Source organism: Flavobacterium fluviale, assembly GCF_003312915.1.
In the GTDB taxonomy this organism is placed as follows: Bacteria; Bacteroidota; Bacteroidia; order Flavobacteriales; family Flavobacteriaceae; genus Flavobacterium; species Flavobacterium fluviale.
The window spans coordinates 2,815,360-2,831,362 of the sequence record NZ_CP030261.1 but is presented as its reverse complement, the minus strand read 5'-3'; the positions used below and the strand labels follow the sequence as shown (position 1 = coordinate 2,831,362).

General features: G+C 33.7%; 16 protein-coding genes. 9 read left to right on the top strand and 7 right to left on the bottom strand.

Annotation, left to right across the window (positions count from 1 at the left end):
* Nucleotides 1–276 precede the first annotated feature (276 nt).
* The 9 genes from HYN86_RS12475 (at nt 277) to HYN86_RS12440 (ending at nt 5,611) form a co-directional block, all read left to right on the top strand.
* Nucleotides 277–957 (top strand): lysoplasmalogenase, encoded by a 681-nt coding sequence (locus HYN86_RS12475; protein WP_113678321.1) that lies wholly within the window; start codon nt 277–279, stop codon nt 955–957.
* 48 nt (nt 958–1,005) lie between these two features.
* Nucleotides 1,006–1,452 carry a 2-dehydro-3-deoxyphosphooctonate aldolase gene (locus HYN86_RS12470; RefSeq protein ID WP_113678320.1) on the top strand — a complete coding sequence of 149 codons (447 nt, stop codon included), beginning with the start codon at nt 1,006–1,008 and terminating at the stop codon, nt 1,450–1,452.
* Nucleotides 1,453–1,577: 125 nt separating this feature from the next.
* The gene (locus tag HYN86_RS20985; RefSeq protein WP_162789369.1) at nt 1,578–1,727 is read left to right on the top strand and encodes a hypothetical protein; all 150 of its coding nucleotides are present in this window, start codon (nt 1,578–1,580) and stop codon (nt 1,725–1,727) included.
* Nucleotides 1,728–1,824: 97 nt separating this feature from the next.
* Nucleotides 1,825–2,205: a DUF6169 family protein gene (locus HYN86_RS12465; protein WP_205334599.1), complete on the top strand. Its 381-nt coding sequence runs from the start codon at nt 1,825–1,827 to the stop codon at nt 2,203–2,205.
* Between the two features lie 109 nt (nt 2,206–2,314).
* On the top strand, nt 2,315–3,133 hold the full coding sequence (gene kdsA / locus HYN86_RS12460; protein WP_057118492.1) for a 3-deoxy-8-phosphooctulonate synthase: 819 nt from the start codon (nt 2,315–2,317) through the stop codon (nt 3,131–3,133).
* A gap of 18 nt (nt 3,134–3,151) precedes the next feature.
* Nucleotides 3,152–3,988: a hypothetical protein gene (locus tag HYN86_RS12455; RefSeq protein WP_113678318.1), complete on the top strand. Its 837-nt coding sequence runs from the start codon at nt 3,152–3,154 to the stop codon at nt 3,986–3,988.
* A 100-nt stretch (nt 3,989–4,088) separates the two neighbouring features.
* On the top strand, nt 4,089–4,763 hold the full coding sequence (locus HYN86_RS12450; RefSeq protein ID WP_113678317.1) for a YiiX family permuted papain-like enzyme: 675 nt from the start codon (nt 4,089–4,091) through the stop codon (nt 4,761–4,763).
* An 85-nt stretch (nt 4,764–4,848) separates the two neighbouring features.
* Nucleotides 4,849–5,301: a hypothetical protein gene (locus HYN86_RS12445; RefSeq protein ID WP_113678316.1), complete on the top strand. Its 453-nt coding sequence runs from the start codon at nt 4,849–4,851 to the stop codon at nt 5,299–5,301.
* A 4-nt stretch (nt 5,302–5,305) separates the two neighbouring features.
* Nucleotides 5,306–5,611, top strand: coding sequence for a hypothetical protein (locus tag HYN86_RS12440; protein WP_113678315.1), 306 nt, complete (start codon nt 5,306–5,308; stop codon nt 5,609–5,611).
* A gap of 60 nt (nt 5,612–5,671) precedes the next feature.
* On the opposite strand, the gene HYN86_RS12435 is transcribed toward HYN86_RS12440, so the two are convergent.
* The 7 genes from HYN86_RS12435 to HYN86_RS12405 form a co-directional block, all read right to left on the bottom strand.
* Nucleotides 5,672–7,066, bottom strand: a complete 1,395-nt coding sequence (locus HYN86_RS12435; protein WP_113678314.1) for a M20/M25/M40 family metallo-hydrolase — start codon at nt 7,064–7,066, stop codon at nt 5,672–5,674.
* A gap of 169 nt (nt 7,067–7,235) precedes the next feature.
* Nucleotides 7,236–9,155 carry a discoidin domain-containing protein gene (locus tag HYN86_RS12430; RefSeq protein ID WP_113678313.1) on the bottom strand — a complete coding sequence of 640 codons (1,920 nt, stop codon included), beginning with the start codon at nt 9,153–9,155 and terminating at the stop codon, nt 7,236–7,238.
* 28 nt (nt 9,156–9,183) lie between these two features.
* Nucleotides 9,184–9,969 carry a glycerophosphodiester phosphodiesterase family protein gene (locus HYN86_RS12425; RefSeq protein WP_113678312.1) on the bottom strand — a complete coding sequence of 262 codons (786 nt, stop codon included), beginning with the start codon at nt 9,967–9,969 and terminating at the stop codon, nt 9,184–9,186.
* Nucleotides 9,970–10,059: 90 nt separating this feature from the next.
* Nucleotides 10,060–12,360: a beta-glucosidase BglX gene (bglX, locus tag HYN86_RS12420; RefSeq protein WP_113679934.1), complete on the bottom strand. Its 2,301-nt coding sequence runs from the start codon at nt 12,358–12,360 to the stop codon at nt 10,060–10,062.
* 10 nt (nt 12,361–12,370) lie between these two features.
* On the bottom strand, nt 12,371–12,994 hold the full coding sequence (locus tag HYN86_RS12415) for a carboxylesterase family protein (RefSeq protein WP_230406361.1): 624 nt from the start codon (nt 12,992–12,994) through the stop codon (nt 12,371–12,373).
* Nucleotides 12,995–13,093: 99 nt separating this feature from the next.
* The gene (locus tag HYN86_RS12410; protein ID WP_113678310.1) at nt 13,094–14,467 is read right to left on the bottom strand and encodes a glucoamylase family protein; all 1,374 of its coding nucleotides are present in this window, start codon (nt 14,465–14,467) and stop codon (nt 13,094–13,096) included.
* 70 nt (nt 14,468–14,537) lie between these two features.
* Nucleotides 14,538–16,001 carry a RagB/SusD family nutrient uptake outer membrane protein gene (locus tag HYN86_RS12405; RefSeq protein ID WP_113678309.1) on the bottom strand — a complete coding sequence of 488 codons (1,464 nt, stop codon included), beginning with the start codon at nt 15,999–16,001 and terminating at the stop codon, nt 14,538–14,540.
* Nucleotides 16,002–16,003 lie beyond the last annotated feature (2 nt).

Here is a 16,003-nt window from a genome sequence, read left to right as displayed (position 1 = left end):
GGAAAGATATTTTGGCTTTCTATTTTTGTTACCATATACAGCTACTCAGGATTAATGGATAAAGAAATTCTCTATTTTATGGGAAGCCCTGCATTTTGTTATAATAAACTGCATTATTAATTATTACGGAGACTAGTTTGGTTTAAATGATGTAATTCCAATTACTAATTATATTATTTTTACATACTTAATACTATCATTTATAGTCACAGTATATTTTGTTAGTTTTAAATTTAAAAACCAACCAAAACCATCAATAATTCATAATCCCCTATTATGAGAAACTCATCATTTTATAAAATTTATACAGCGTTCAGCATATTATACCTGATCATTCTCTTATCAGGTTACGAACGTTTTGACCTTTTCCTGAAGCCCATTTTAATACCAATTATAGGGTTCGGCGTTTATTTTCACAGAAAATTTCCGACCAAAAACACACTACTAAGCGGTCTTATTTTTTCGTGGATTGGAGATGTTATTCTATTATTTACAGACCTTGGCGAGATTTATTTTATTCTGGGTCTATTGTCATTTTTGACAGCTCATATTATTTATTGTGTCTTATTTAATAAGCAGCGTAAGGTTAGAAAAAAACAGAATAGATCACTCTTTATTTTTGGAAGTATTTTAATTGCCTTGTACCTCATTGGCATGGTCTCTTTTCTAATGCCCTTTTTAGGAAACTTAGAAATTCCCGTTACTATTTACGCATCGATAATTTCGATAATGCTCCTATTTGCTTTTAATGGATTCTTAGTCTGGGAAAAGCCAGGCAATTTACTAGTTTTTTTAGGTGCGTTTTTCTTTGTAGTATCGGATAGTATTTTGGCGATAAACAAATTTTATGCTCCACTTCCGAAAAGCTCATTTTTTATAATGCTTACCTATCTTCTGGCACAATATCTGATTGTGATTGGTATTTTAAAACTAAACAAAAAGAAAGCAGAAGAATAATTAATCTCTCTTACGAGACCAGCTAACTGTTACTACAAAATTACAACCATGAAAAAAATAACTCTTTTAATTGTTTTATTAATCACTGTCTCATCGTGTGTGAGTTCAAAATCGACTTTAAAAAATGTAGATGATTACGCTCCAGATTTAGTTTTGAATAAAAATAACACGTTTGTAATTACCGAATTTGCAAAAGATAAAAAATACGGTTACAATCCTGATTATCCGATTAATATTTTCTTTCAAAACACCAATAATGAAACTTTAAATGAATCCCGTTTTTTGAATGCCTTAGCAGGACCAAATGGTGAAAAAATTACTTATAGCAAATTAGAAACTTGCTGTCCGTTTCCAACGAAAAGGAGCAATATGGGAGCTGGTTTTTTAAATGTGTACGAATTGAAATGGGAAGGTCAAAAAAAGCCAATTAAATTGTATTTGAATATTTATGAAAAAGGAATTCTAATGGTTCCGGTGGGATTGAGATTGAAGTAGGGAAACATAATTATGTATTATTTATTATTAAAAATCATTATGCTTTCTTAATTTTTTCATTATTAAGTTTTTTTTTAAATGAAATATTGATTTTTATAATTAAAAAGATTTCCTAAATTTGCAGTATGAAAAAGATTACAACAAATAAGCAAAAGGTTTTAGAATCAGTAGCAAAAATGATTACTGATAAAAATGTTGTGCAATCGTTTTTGAAAGATAAAACCAGCATTGAAACTTTAAAACAAAAAGGAATTAAACTTGCTAGTCCCCTATAATTATTTTTTAAACGAAAATCCACAGTTCTATTATTTTATTACAAAAAACAAAATAGAGTATCGTGTCGCATTTATTGTCGATGAAACTTTTAGTGCAGTGTCAGGGCTCGATATCAATAATATTTTTCAAATAATTATTGAAAAAGTTAGTGATAAAATAGAAAAATTAGATACTCAAGTTTCCATAACTATACAAGCGATTATTATTGCATTTTTCAAAAACTCACAAAATTCAATGCTTTATGTTTGTGACTATAAAGACGATAAAAGTCTTAAACGATTTAAAGTTTTTAATAGATGGTATGCTACAAGCAGCATTGAAAGTGAAATTTTAAAAAAAGATAATGTAATTAATTGTAAGTCTAACAGCCACAATACTATTATCTATTCATCTTTGCTATACCACAAAGAAAATAGAAATCAAAAGACAATTATAGAAATTTATAATACGATGCAGGAAATACTTGACGAGAAATAATTAGTGATTTCGAAAGTTAGAGCCTATCTGAGCATTCATAAAATAATCTTAAATCTTCATCCTGTATTCATAAATCATGACTACCTTTGCACTGTCAAAAAATCATATTATGAATTTACAACATATTCCACAAATTAAGCATACTGACAGTGGTAACTTCTTTTTATTGGCGGGACCTTGCGCTATTGAAGGAGAAGAAATGGCTCTTAGAATTGCTGAAAAATTAGTTGGTATTACCGACAAACTTCAGATTCCTTACGTTTTCAAGGGATCTTTTAAAAAAGCAAACCGTTCGAGAATTGATAGTTTTTCTGGAATTGGAGACGAAAAAGCTTTAAAAATCTTAAGAAAAGTTTCTGAAACTTTTCATGTTCCAACAGTTACAGATATTCATACTAACGAAGATGCTGACATGGCTGCGCAATACGTAGATGTTTTGCAGATTCCAGCGTTCTTGGTGCGCCAGACTGATCTTGTGGTTGCTGCAGCAAATACAGGAAAAGTCGTTAATTTGAAAAAAGGACAATTTATGAGTCCAGAAAGCATGAAACATGCTGTACAAAAAGTACTAGACTGTAATAATGAGAATGTTATGGTTACAGATCGTGGTACTATGTTTGGATACCAAGACATGATTGTTGATTTTAGAGGTATTCCCACTATGCAGCAATATGCTTCTACGGTTTTGGATGTGACGCATTCTTTGCAGCAGCCAAATCAAACCGCTGGTGTTACAGGAGGAAGACCTGATATGATTGAAACCGTTGCTAAAGCTGGTATCGCAGTAGGTGTTGACGGAATCTTTATTGAAACGCATTTTGATCCTGCTAACGCTAAAAGTGATGGTGCTAATATGCTTCATTTAGACTATTTCGAAGGTTTAATGAATAAATTAGTTGCCATCAGAAAAACAGTTAATACCTTTTAATTATAATATTTAAGTTCTTTGAAAACAAAAATTTTGTTTTTCTTTCTGATTTGTGTTTCATTAAGCACTTTTGCTCAGGAAGAAATTCCAGTACAAAAATACACTGCTCATAACAAAGGTAAATTCTTTGTAATGTGGGGTGGAAATAGAGAAAGTTATTCTAACTCTGATGTGAATTTCAGAGGTAAAGATTACAACTTTACAGTTAATAATATGACAGCTCACGATAAACCAAAAGGCTGGCATATTGATTACATTAATCCTGCGAACATGACGATACCTCAAACAAATTTGAGATTGGGTTATTTTTTCAGTGATCATTACAGTGTAGCCATCGGAGTTGACCACATGAAATATGTGATGACTCAGGATCAGACTGCAAATGTTACGGGTTATATTGATGGACCTGTGCACAACGGTGTTTATAATAATACTCCTGTAAACTTTACAGATGAAACTTTCTTAACGTACGAGCATACAGACGGATTGAATTACATCAATACTGAAGTTTCTAGATTTGATGATATTTCGAAATGGTTCAGCCTTCCAAATACAGATAAAGTTCAAATAAACTTAACTGAAGGTCTTGGTGCTGGTGTTTTATATCCAAAAACTAATACTATGCTTTTAGGAAAAGAACGCCATGATGATTTTCACATTTCTGGTTATGGAGTTTCTGCAAAAGCTGGTATCAATATTACGTTCTTCAAACACTTCTATATTCAGGGAGAGCTTAAAGGCGGTTATATCAACATGCAGGATATTAGAACTACCACAAGCAGCGAGGACAAAGCTTCTCAGGACTTTTTCTTCTTCCAGCGAATTATTGCTGTTGGAGGTATTTTTAGAATCTAATATTTTAGTAAAATATATTTAGCAAATAGCTGTCAATTTATTTGGCAGCTATTTTTTTTATCATTTACTTTGCATCTCAAAGTACTTTAAATTATACTTTATGAAAAGCAAAAAAATCATACTCCCGCTAATAACGTTACTCATCAGTTTTGGCTGTGCGCTGTTTGTTTCGATCAAAGTTTTTCCCAACAATCCTTTTACTGGAAATAGTCAGGAAAAAACTATATCTAGTAAGTTTAAAGATGGTGATATTATTTTTCAAACTTCGGAATCGAAACAATGCGAAGCTGTTCGTATAGCCACTAATTCGAAATTTTCGCACTGTGGCATTATCTATGACATAAACGGAAAATGGTTTGTTTTTGAAGCTGTTCAACCTGTAAAACTTACACCGCTTGAAGATTGGATTAACCACGGAAAAGACAGCAAATATGTGGTGAAAAGATTAAAAAATGACACTGTTTTGAAGCCTGAAGTTTTACAAAAAATGAAGGACTACAGTCAGCAGTTTGATGGTAAAGAATATGATGCTTATTTTGAGTGGACAGACAATAGGATTTACTGCTCTGAATTAGTTTGGAAAATTTATAAAAATGCAGCCGGAATTGAATTGTCCCAACTAAGAGAACTGAATGACTTTAACCTAACCGAAACAAGAGTTCAAAAAGTATTGAAAGAGCGTTATGGCGATGAGATTCCGTTACAGGAGAAAGTCGTTGCTCCTTCTGACCTTGCTGCTTCTAATTTACTAAAAACGGTAATAGATAACTACTAATTAGAAAAAAGCTAGTTTATTTTATTTCTAGCTTCTTTATTTATTAATAAGCTTTGAATTTCAAAGAACTTTTAAAATTTCATTTATGAGAGATTATTTAATCGAAAAATTGTATGAATGTTCTAAAAAGCCGTATCAAAAATATTTCAAGAAAAATGAACCTTGGAAAATTGATAAAACAGCATTGATGGATTTTCCTAAAGACAGTTTGGGTTATGGCTTAGGCAGTTTCCTTCATAACAATCATTTTGATATTCAAGAAAAGCTGGAAGATCACGATATTATTCATGTTTTGACCAATACAGGAATTTCAGTTTATGAAGAAATCGGAATGCAGTATTATTTATTCGGAAATGGAAAAAGAAGCTTGTATCTGTATATGGTAATCTTATCGGGCACTATATTTTATCCAAAGCGACTAAACTATTTCTTTCAGCAATACAATCGAGGTAAAAAAGCGCTGCCGTTTCATTACTTGGATTTTTCAAAAATGCTGTTTATGCCAGTTCAATCGATTCAACAAACTTTTAATATTTAGCAAAATGAAAACAATTAACGAACAACCATTCAAGGAAAAACAATCTCTCGAATTAACGATTGGATCATTTGTCATTACTACATTGCTGTTCGCATCATATATTATTTCAAATGGAGATACAGCCATTCTCGTTATTGCATGGCCATTTGCTTTAGCTGCGATACTTGTTAATACAATCATGTTTGTTCATTTGGCAGAAAAATTTCTTCTTTTACGGCAGCAGCGAAAAGAGATTGGTTTTAAAATCTTATTGCTGCTTTCTAATATTCCGATAACTTTTTTGTACTATTTGATTGTGATGAAATCTTGAGACAAAAAAAAAGCTGTAAGTTTAACTCACAGCTTTCTAAACGATATATTTTTTAAAATCTTAATTTGCTTTTTTAATATCAATTCCGTTTTGATCTAATAAATACATCAAAGTAGTCATTGTTGCCGCACCTAATTCTAATTCTCTTTTGTTAATCGCATCAAAGGTATCGTTTGCCGCATGATGATAATCGAAATAACGTTGTGAATCTGGCTTTAATCCTGCTTTAACAATTGCCTGCGAAGTTAAATGACTAATATCTGAACCTGCGTGGCCAATCGTAAAACTATGCACTAAATAAGGTTCAAAAAGATCTTTGTATCCTTGAATTTTTTTCAAATTAGCATCATCAGCTTCAATCGAGAATCCACGTGGAGTAAATCCGCCTGAATCGCTTTCTAATGCAAAAATGTGATTTTCTTTCTTTTGTTTCGAAACTTCCTCATACTTAGCACCGCCTTTTCCGCCATTTTCTTCATTCATAAACAAAACAACACGAATCGTATTTTTAGGTTTGTAATTCAAATTTTTCAAAATTCTAATTACCTCCATACTTTGCACTACTCCTGCTCCATCATCATGAGAACCATCTGCCAAATCCCAAGAATCTAAATGTCCGCCAACTACCATGATATTTTCTGGACTAACCGTTCCTGTCAATTCTCCAATTACGTTATAAGACAATGCATCTGGTAAAGTTTCACAAGATTGTTTGAAATAAAACTTTAAAGCTGGATTTACCCTTAAAGATTTACTCAACAATTCTGCTCCGTTTGTACTTATTGCTGCGGTTGGAATATATTGCTCTTTTGGTAAGTCACCATAACTTTGCGCACCTGTATGAGGAAAATCGTCTAATCTTAAATTCATTGAACGAACGATCGTTCCCACCGCTCCTAGTTTTGCAGCTTCTTTTGCTCCTGCATATCTTTGGTCAACACATGCTCCATAAGAAGTAAACGTTTCAATATTTTCAGGATTCATTGGTCTGTTGTAAAACACAATTTTTCCTTTTACTTTATCTGCTCCTAATTCAGCTAATTCTTTAATTCCCTGCACTTCAACTATCTCTGCAGTAATTCCGGTTTTTGGAGTTGCGACAGAACCTCCTAAAGCGCAGATTGGCACTACAGTTTTTGTTTTTCCGTCTAAGATATAAGCTGTTTCCTTTTCACCTCTAACCCAATGCGGCACCATAACTTCCTGAAGATATACTTTATCTAATCCAAGTGATTCTAATTGTCTTTTTGTGTAATCGACAGCCAGTTCAGCTCCTTTAGAACCAGATAGACGGGCTCCAATATCATTAGACAAATATTCTAACCAAGTGTAGCATTTTGACTCGGTTAAGGCTTTTTTATAAAATAATTTAATGTTTTTTTCATCGTTTGTCTGAGCAAAAGATGAAGTCAATCCGTTTAAAACTAAAGCAGTTAAAAGAATCGTTCTTTTCATAATTTCTATAACATTTTTGGGGTTATGTTCCGTTTTTGGCTTATCTCACAAAGAAACAAAAATTCTCTAGAAGTGTCAGATTTTTTCATGATCCTTTTTATGAAAAAAAGCCCTAATTACAAATTCTTCAATTTGCAATTAGAGCTTTTAAACATTTCATAAATAAAGATTATTTTACTTCTATAATCTTATTTTTTATTCCAATTCCGTTTTCATTAAAAGGTTCTATGGTAAAATAATATTTTGTGCCTTTATCTAAACCTCTAAAATCGTATGAGCTGTCTCCATAAACCATGATACTGTTGTATAATTTATCTGGAGAAATTCCATAATAAATATTATATCCAATGGCATCATTTTGTTTTTTCCAAGAAATCATTGCGTTTCTAGAATCTGCTTTATTTCTATCCACTTTAAAAGAGGCAGCTGCTTTTGGTTTTGCTGCTAATCCGTTTCCAAAAACCCTGAAATCAGAAATTGCGAATAAACCAGAAGCGTTGTGAATGTTTTCCATTTTGATGTAACGTGCTTTAATCGCTTTTGTAAGCTCTACATAATCATGTGGTACATCTTTATCATTTTTAGATTTATCTACAACCAAAGTCCAATTAACAGCATCATCAGACATGAATATCTTGTATTGGTAATAAATATCCATTGCTTTATTAAACTGGGTTGCTTTATGATCTGCATAATTAATCTGCAAAGCATTAATTTCCATTTGTCTTCCTAAATCCATTTGAAGCCATTCTCCAGGGTTACTCGTTTTAGCAGACCAATAGGTTTGAATATTTTCATCTGTCAGATTATCAGGTCCGTAACAGAATTTCTCATACACTTTTTTGCCTCCGTTATCCATTCTGTGTGTTTCCACTTCCATGCATTCTTCTGAAGAAGAAACTTTTACTGGTTTCTTGTACGAAAGTAACATCCATCCTGATGAAGCTCCTTTCGTTTGATCACGCTGATTTGTTGGTAAGACAATTGGAAAATCTCCGTAAGAAGTAATCGAATACATGACATCATCTTTATCGAATCCTGCTGGAAACATATCTATACGGCGTTCAAAACGATCTTTAATAGAGATTTTACAAGTTCCCGTGTTCCAGTAATTACCAAAATTATCAGCAAAAGTATTTCCGTGCCCAGCTCCAATTACAAATCCGCCTGGTTTATAAGACATCGGATTGTGTTTTTGATACGTAAATGGTCCAAGCGGATTATCTCCAACATGAACTCCATTTGCATAGCCTTTAAATTCTGTTGCAGGCGCGCCATACTGCATGTAGTATTTTCCGTTATGTTTGGTCATCCACGCTCCTTCAATAAAATTTCCCCAAGGTGCAGGTTCCATATCATTATTGGGTCCGAAACGTTCCCAGCCGTGAGCTGAAGGTTCTAAAACTGCAACTTCTTTTATTTGCCCATACGGACGCTGAATATCTTCTACTTCTGTTGCTTTGTATAACTGAGCATAATCAGCCTGATTTCCTTTTGGAAGCCATGTATTATAGTCAACTTCAACACCTACAAGAGGCAGTTTCCCGCTGGAACCGTAATACATATACACTTTTTTATCATCATCCTGAAAAATCGCTGGATCCCAAGTTGGCAGCATTGCTTTGTCGACGTGACGTGTCCATCTTCCTGATTTTGGATCGGCAGTTTTCCAGATTGGATGATCTCTTTTCCAAGTAGAACCAACGTAAAATAGTGTGTCGTTTACAACCCAAGCTGCAGGCGCACATTGGTCATCGTCGCCTGGTTCTCTTTGGAAACTTCCGTAAACAAAATTCCAGTCAGACATATCTTTACTCCAAAAGAAACCTGCCTGATTGGTCGCAAATAAATAATATTCGCCTTTATAGGTAATAATCACAGGATCTGCACTTGAACGACGCGATTCTGGAATTCTGTTATGATTATGAGTTGTATAATTGTACCCAATATTAATGGGATTACAATAAGTTGTTGCTGGTCTGCTAGGATCAAACCATTCTGTTTTACCTAAATTCTGCGCCAATAAATTGTGACTAAATACTATCACAAATAAAATCGGCAAGGTCATCAGTTTATGTATCTTTTTCATTTTTAGATTTGTTTGGTAAGTTCCAAGATTATTTTTTAAGATTTAATCTTTCCTTTAAAAGTTCAGGTTCATTCGTTGTTATGTAATTGAATTTTTGATTAATAATCCAATCCATATCTGCAGCTTCATTCACTGTCCAAGCGTTTAGGATAATTTTGTTGTCTTTGGCTTCTTGTATCCATTCTGGATGTTTTTGAAATACAGAATAATGATAATCTACACCATTAATTTTATCTGCTTTTACTTCTTTCGGCGATTTATTTCCTTCTAAATATTGCAAAGAAGTTTCGGCATCAACGATTCTAATCTGCTTTAGAATATCGTAATCAAAGCTTATGTAACAAGTGTTTTTATCTGCTTTGAGTTTTTTAATAGTTTCAACTGCCATTAACGCAGTCTTTTTTCCTCTTTCCTTACTTATTTCTGAAGGTTTTATTTCGCAGACCAAAAGAGTCTGTTTGTTGTTTCTTTTACCTTCTGAAATATATTCATGCAATGTTGGAAGTTTCTCTCCATTGGAAAGTTTAAATTTGATCAAATCTGCATAATTGGTTTCTTCAATCAGCATCTTGTTGTAATGTGCATCATGATTGATAACGAGAGAATCATCTGCAGTTCTCCAAACATCGAATTCTGAACCTGGGAGTTTTAAATCAATTGCGTGTCTAAGTGCGGCAATAGAGTTTTCTGGCAGGTTATTATTTTTCCACGCACCGCGATGTGCTACAATTGCATTTTTTTGTGCATTGCAAGAAAAAAAAGCAAATAGCATTGCTAATAAAAAAATCGAGCGGGATATTTTAAACGTATTCATCATAAACGTAGTTAAAAAATTACAAAAAAGGTTTTTCAGTTTAAAAAAAAGCCCTCCAAATGAAGGGCTTCTCACTAATCAATAAACCAACTATTTAGTTAACTCAAAACTAACTTTCTTATCGGAATTTGAATTTCCTCCAACGAAAATATCAAACTGTCCAGGCTCTGCCGCAAATTGCAAATCAGAGTTATAAAATTTTAAATCTTCAACAGTAATGTCGAAACTTACTGTTTGTTTTTCACCTTTTTTAAGTGTTATTTTTTGGAAACCTTTTAGTTCTCTAACTGGTCTTGTTACTGAACCCACTAAATCTCTAATGTATAATTGAACCGTCTCTTTTCCGTCAAAATTTCCAGTGTTTGTTACGTCAACTGTTACTTTTAATTTCCCGCTGAAATTCATTTTATCAGAAGAAATTTTCAAGTTTGAATAATCAAAAGTTGTATAACTTAAACCAAATCCGAATGGGAATAGAGGCTCGTTTCTTTCGTCAATATAGTTTGATCTAAATTTTTCGAATTTTCCTTCAGAATTAGAAAGTGGTCTTCCTGTATTTTTGTGTGCGTAGTAAATTGGTAATTGTCCAACACTTCTTGGGAAAGTTGAAGTCAATTTCCCAGAAGGATTTACATCTCCAAATAAAACATCAGCAATAGCATAACCAGCTTCTGTCCCCGCAAACCAAGCGTTTAAAATCGCTGGAACTGTTTTTTCTTCTTCAGTAATCACTAGTGGACGTCCGTCAAATAAAACTAAAACAACTGGTTTTCCTGTTTTTAATAAAGCGTTTAATAAGTCTTTTTGTGCTTGTGGAATTTCCAAGTTTGTACGGCTGCTAGATTCCCCGCTCATTTCTGCAGATTCTCCAAGAGCAGCAACAATTACATCTGATTGTTGAGCAACTTTTAAAGCTTCTGCTAACAAATCTTCTTTTGAACGTGCATCACGGTGTAATGTTTTTCCAAACATTGTAGCGTTTGTTTCAAAAGTTTCATCATAATCTAAATTACCTCCTTTAGCGTATAAAACTTTAGTACCAGCTCCTGCAACTTCTTTGATTCCTGCTAGTAATGAAACGGCATTTTCCATTTTAGTAGCTACACTCCAAGTTCCAGGCATATTTTCTTTAGCATCAGCTAATGGTCCGATAAGTGCAATAGTACCTGATTTTTTAAGAGGTAATAATTGGTTTTGATTTTTTAATAAAACCAATGATTGTGAGGCAATTTGACGTGCTTCTTTTCTGCTATCCATTGTAAAGATTTCAGTTTTAGCTCTTTTTTCGTCACAATATTTATACGGATCTTGGAACAATCCTAAATCATATTTTGCTTCTAAAATAAGTTTTACAGCGTTATCGATTGTTTCGATTTTTACTTTTCCTTCATCTAAAGATTTTTTTAACGTTCCTAAGAAACCTTCTCCAACCATATCCATCTCAACACCAGCGTTTAATGATAAAGCCGAAACTTGTTGTAAATCTCCCATTCCGTGCTCGATCATTTCAGGAATACCAGTAAAGTCTGTTACCACGAAACCTTTGAACCCCCATTGTTTTCTAAGAACATCTGTCATTAACCATTTATTTCCTGTTGCTGGTATTCCGTCAATTTCGTTGAAAGATGCCATAACCGATCCTACACCAGCATCAACTGCTGCTTTGTAAGGAGGAAAATAATCATTAAACATTCTAATGTGGCTCATGTCTACCGTGTTATAATCACGTCCGCCTTCTGGTGCACCGTATAAAGCAAAGTGTTTTACACAAGCTAAAATTGAATTATTTTTAGAAAGATCATGCTGCTGGTAACCATTAACCATTGCTTTTGCAATCTGGCTTCCTAAATATGGATCTTCTCCTGAACCTTCAGAAACTCTTCCCCAGCGAGGATCGCGAGAAACGTCAACCATTGGAGAGAATGTCCAGTTAATTCCGTCTGCACTTGCTTCTTTTGCAGCAATCTGTGCACTTCTTTCAATTAATCCCATATCCCAAGTACAAGAAAGTCCTAAAGGAATTGGAAATGTTGTTTCGTAACCGTGAATAACGTCCATACCAAAAAGCAGCGGAATTTTCAAACGGCTTTTTTCAACCGCGATTTTCTGTACCTCTTTAATTTTTTGAACTGATTTAATGTTAAACAAACCTCCCACTTTACCTTCAGCAATATTTTTTGCCACATTTGAGCTGTTTGCCTGCCCTGTAGTGATATCACCGGATGTTGGCAAGTTTAACTGACCCAATTTCTCGTCTAGAGTCATTTTTGACATTAACTCTGCTACAAATTCAGACTTTGGTTTAATTTTCACTGTATTTTTAGTGTTCTTTTTTTGAGCGTAACCCAAAACAGCACATCCTAAAAAAAGTAAGACTAATTTGTTTTTCATTCTATTTAATTTATTTGTTTGTATTCGTTTTTCTCTGCTGTAACATCCAGTCATAGATTGCTGCATTATCATAAACTCTTGTCCAGCTGTCGTGATTGGCATCATCAAAAATGGTCAGCTTTACATCTTTTGCATTACATTTTTTCAATTCTTTGTAAATCGTGATCGCATAGTTCACGTTTACAACATCATCCAATAATCCGTGATAAATTCTGGTTGGAATATTGGCTATTTCACAAGCGTGCTCTAACTGAATTAAATCTACAAAACCAGCGACAGGTACGTTTGCTGCAAATAGATCCGGATGTGCAAAAGCCAAATTCCATGAAGCCCAGCCGCCTGAGCTCAAACCAGTAACATATATTCTTTCTGAATCAATTTTGTTTTCTTTCTGGATTTTTAAAATCAGCTGATAAATCGATTCTATATCCCAGTTTTCATCTTCTTTACATTGAGGAGCCAAAACGTATGTTTCTAATTGATGCGTTTTTAGATATTTTAAAGGACCATTAATTTTTACTTTTTCAAGATCAGTTCCTTTTTCCCCATCTCCAGAGATAAAAACTATTAAAGGCTTTTTTTCTTTTGTATTTGCAGGTTTATGTAACACATAGCCCAACTCATACTTTGCCATTATGACGGTGTTAATTTTTCCACTTGTTTCACTTTGGCTAAAACAAAATGTCGAAATCAACAGGGATAAAAAAACTAATTTATACTTCATGCTTGTTTTTTAAATCCCATATTTTCCTGATTTAAATCCAAGTTTTGTCAAACCTTGTTTTACTTCAGGAGCATTCATGAATAATTTCCATAATAGACCAGTTCTGTAGTTTTCTATCATCACCACTTCAGGACCTTGATCGATTGCTAAATAACGTTTTGCAACCCATTTATTTCCTAAACTTAAAGCATCATAAAAACCTGCATTGCCCCAAGTTTCTTGTTTATGGTTTTCGTATAGATTGCGTATGAAAGCCATTGATTCTTTCGGCGTATATACAATTGAACTTATTGCGGCGGTTGGAGAAATTACACCTTGATCATTGCTTGGCATATGTGCATTGTATCCAATAGAACCATCAGGGTTTCTGGAATATGACGCTGTTAGTCCCCAATAATCAGCACCATATCCCTCAACCTTGTTTGGATTTTCAACACAATATTGATAATTTATTTTAGTTTGATTTACGTTTAAATCCCAGTAATTTGCATATTGATCGCTCAATTGATTTGGATCTAAACCTACATAAGAATAATGCGCCCAGAATAAAGGACCACCGAATTCTTCTGCACCGTTATGTTTTAAAATTAAAGGAATGTTATATTTTGTTTTAGGAGAAACGATGTCCCCGCCTCTCGCCCATCCTTCATGATATGCTTTAGCATCAATAGAATATGTCGGCGAAGATGCTGCCATTACATAAGTAATTAAACATTCATTATATCCTTTTAATGGAAAATCCATTTGCCATGCGTAATTAGGCGACCAATGCCAGTATAGTACATTTTTGTTGTTAGTATACCAATTCCACTCCACGCCTTTCCAAAGTGCATCGTATTTTTGAGCAACTGCTTTTTCTTTTTCTGAACCATCTTTAAGATATTCACGAACTGTAATCATCCCTGCAACCAAAAATGAAGTTTCGACTAAATCGCCGCCATTATCCTTGGTTCCAAAAGGTTTTACTTTTCCTGTATTTCCATCGATCCAATGAGACCATGCTCCATGAAAACGATCTGCTTTGCCTAAAAAATCTGCAATTTTGTTCAGTCTTTCTACACCTTGTTCTTTGGTAATATAACCTTGAGACATACCTGAAACCAAAGCCATTAAACCAAAACCAGAACCCCCTGTTGTTACAATATTTGAATCATTTTCAGGATAATTTCCGTCTGGATGATAGCGCTCTCTGGCTAAACCAGAATTGGGTTCTGCGTAATCCCAGAAATATTTAAAAGTTTGTTTTTGTACAGCATCCAATAGCTGCTCATCTGTTAATGCAACGCCAGAAGTATTTTCTTCTGCATTTTCTTTTGCCTTATCCGCATTCGATCCACAACCAAAAAAAGTAAAAGCTAAAAATAAAACTGAAATTCTAATCATTATAAAAGTTTAAAATTTAATAATAATCACTCCCTTCAAAAGTTTGAAGGGAGTGATTAAAAAATATTAATTAATAACCACCAGGGTTTTGACTTGAGTATCCTACTGATTCTCTAATGAAGAATGTTGGTATTGGAAACAATTCGTGTTTACCAACTATAAAAGTTTTTCCGTCAGCAGCCATTGCAGCAGGAGCCTGACCAGTTCTAACAAGATCAAACCATCTGTCATGTTCGAAAGCTAATTCTACTCTTCTTTCTTTCCAGATAGCAGTTCTAGCGTCTGCTTGAGAAACTGCAGGAGTATCACCTAAATTAGCTCTGTGTCTTACTTGATTCAATAAAGGAGTCGCTGCACCTGTTTGGCCTAACTCATTTAATGCTTCTGCTTTCATTAATAAAACTTCAGCATATCTTAAGTATCTAAGATTAGTATCTGTAAACTCAACATTGTAAAAATCAGACGAATAAGCTTTATAGTTATACATTGGATTGGTTACAGTTGATGCAACTACACGTCCATCATATAAAACTGATCCTCTAAAGATAATTGTAGCCGCTCTTCTAACATCACCTGCTTCATAAGCATCTGCTAAACCTTGTGATGGCGTATTGAAACCCCATCCCCATCCTCCAGCACCTCTAGGCGCTTGAGAAACAGTATAATTACCAATTCCTAATTTTAAATCTGAAGTTGGTGAACCAACACCATTAATTTCAAAAATAGATTCAGAACCAAACTCTCCTTCTTTTTTAAACTGCAAAGAATAATCTGAAACTAACGAATAACCTGTTACTTTATCACAGTTATCAATTACTTCCTGCCATTTCTTTTGGTATAAGCTAACTTTTGCTAACAATGCATATGCAGAACCTTTAGAAACTCTTTGTTTGTCGTTACCAGAATAAGTTCCTTTTTCTGGTAATAATTCAGCTGCTTCAGCTAAATCTTTTTCAATAAAAGTATACACTTCTGCAGCTGTTTTTCGAGTTAACTGCATTACTTTATCCTCTTCAGATAATGGTGTATTTGCTAAGCGGTCTACAATTGGAACACCTCCATAACCTTTTACTAATGTAAAATACATGAAAGCTCTCATAAATTTTGCTTCACCAATTAATCTGTTTTTTAATGCTGGCGTAACTTTATCTAATTGAGGAAGGTATGTTAATGCTTGATTACATCTATTAATTCCTGCATAATTTGCTTTCCAAACACTTTCAAATGATGGAGTTGAAGCATTGTAAGTTAAAGCATCAATAACGTCTTTATCTGTTCCTGTATCTCCAGGGTCAGATCCTTTATCAGCATCATCTGAAATTATACTTGTAACAGCGTTCCATCCAAAAGATGACATGTCCCAAGATAAAAACTGGTTATAAATAGATGTAACCAATTCAGTAGCTTTACTATCTGTATTAAGGTATTCTATATCAACTGGAATTTTATCCGTTTGATCCACATCTAAAAAATCATCTGAACATCCTGAAAAGAGAAGCCCAGCAAGTAAAAGTGATATATAAAGTCTTTTCATAA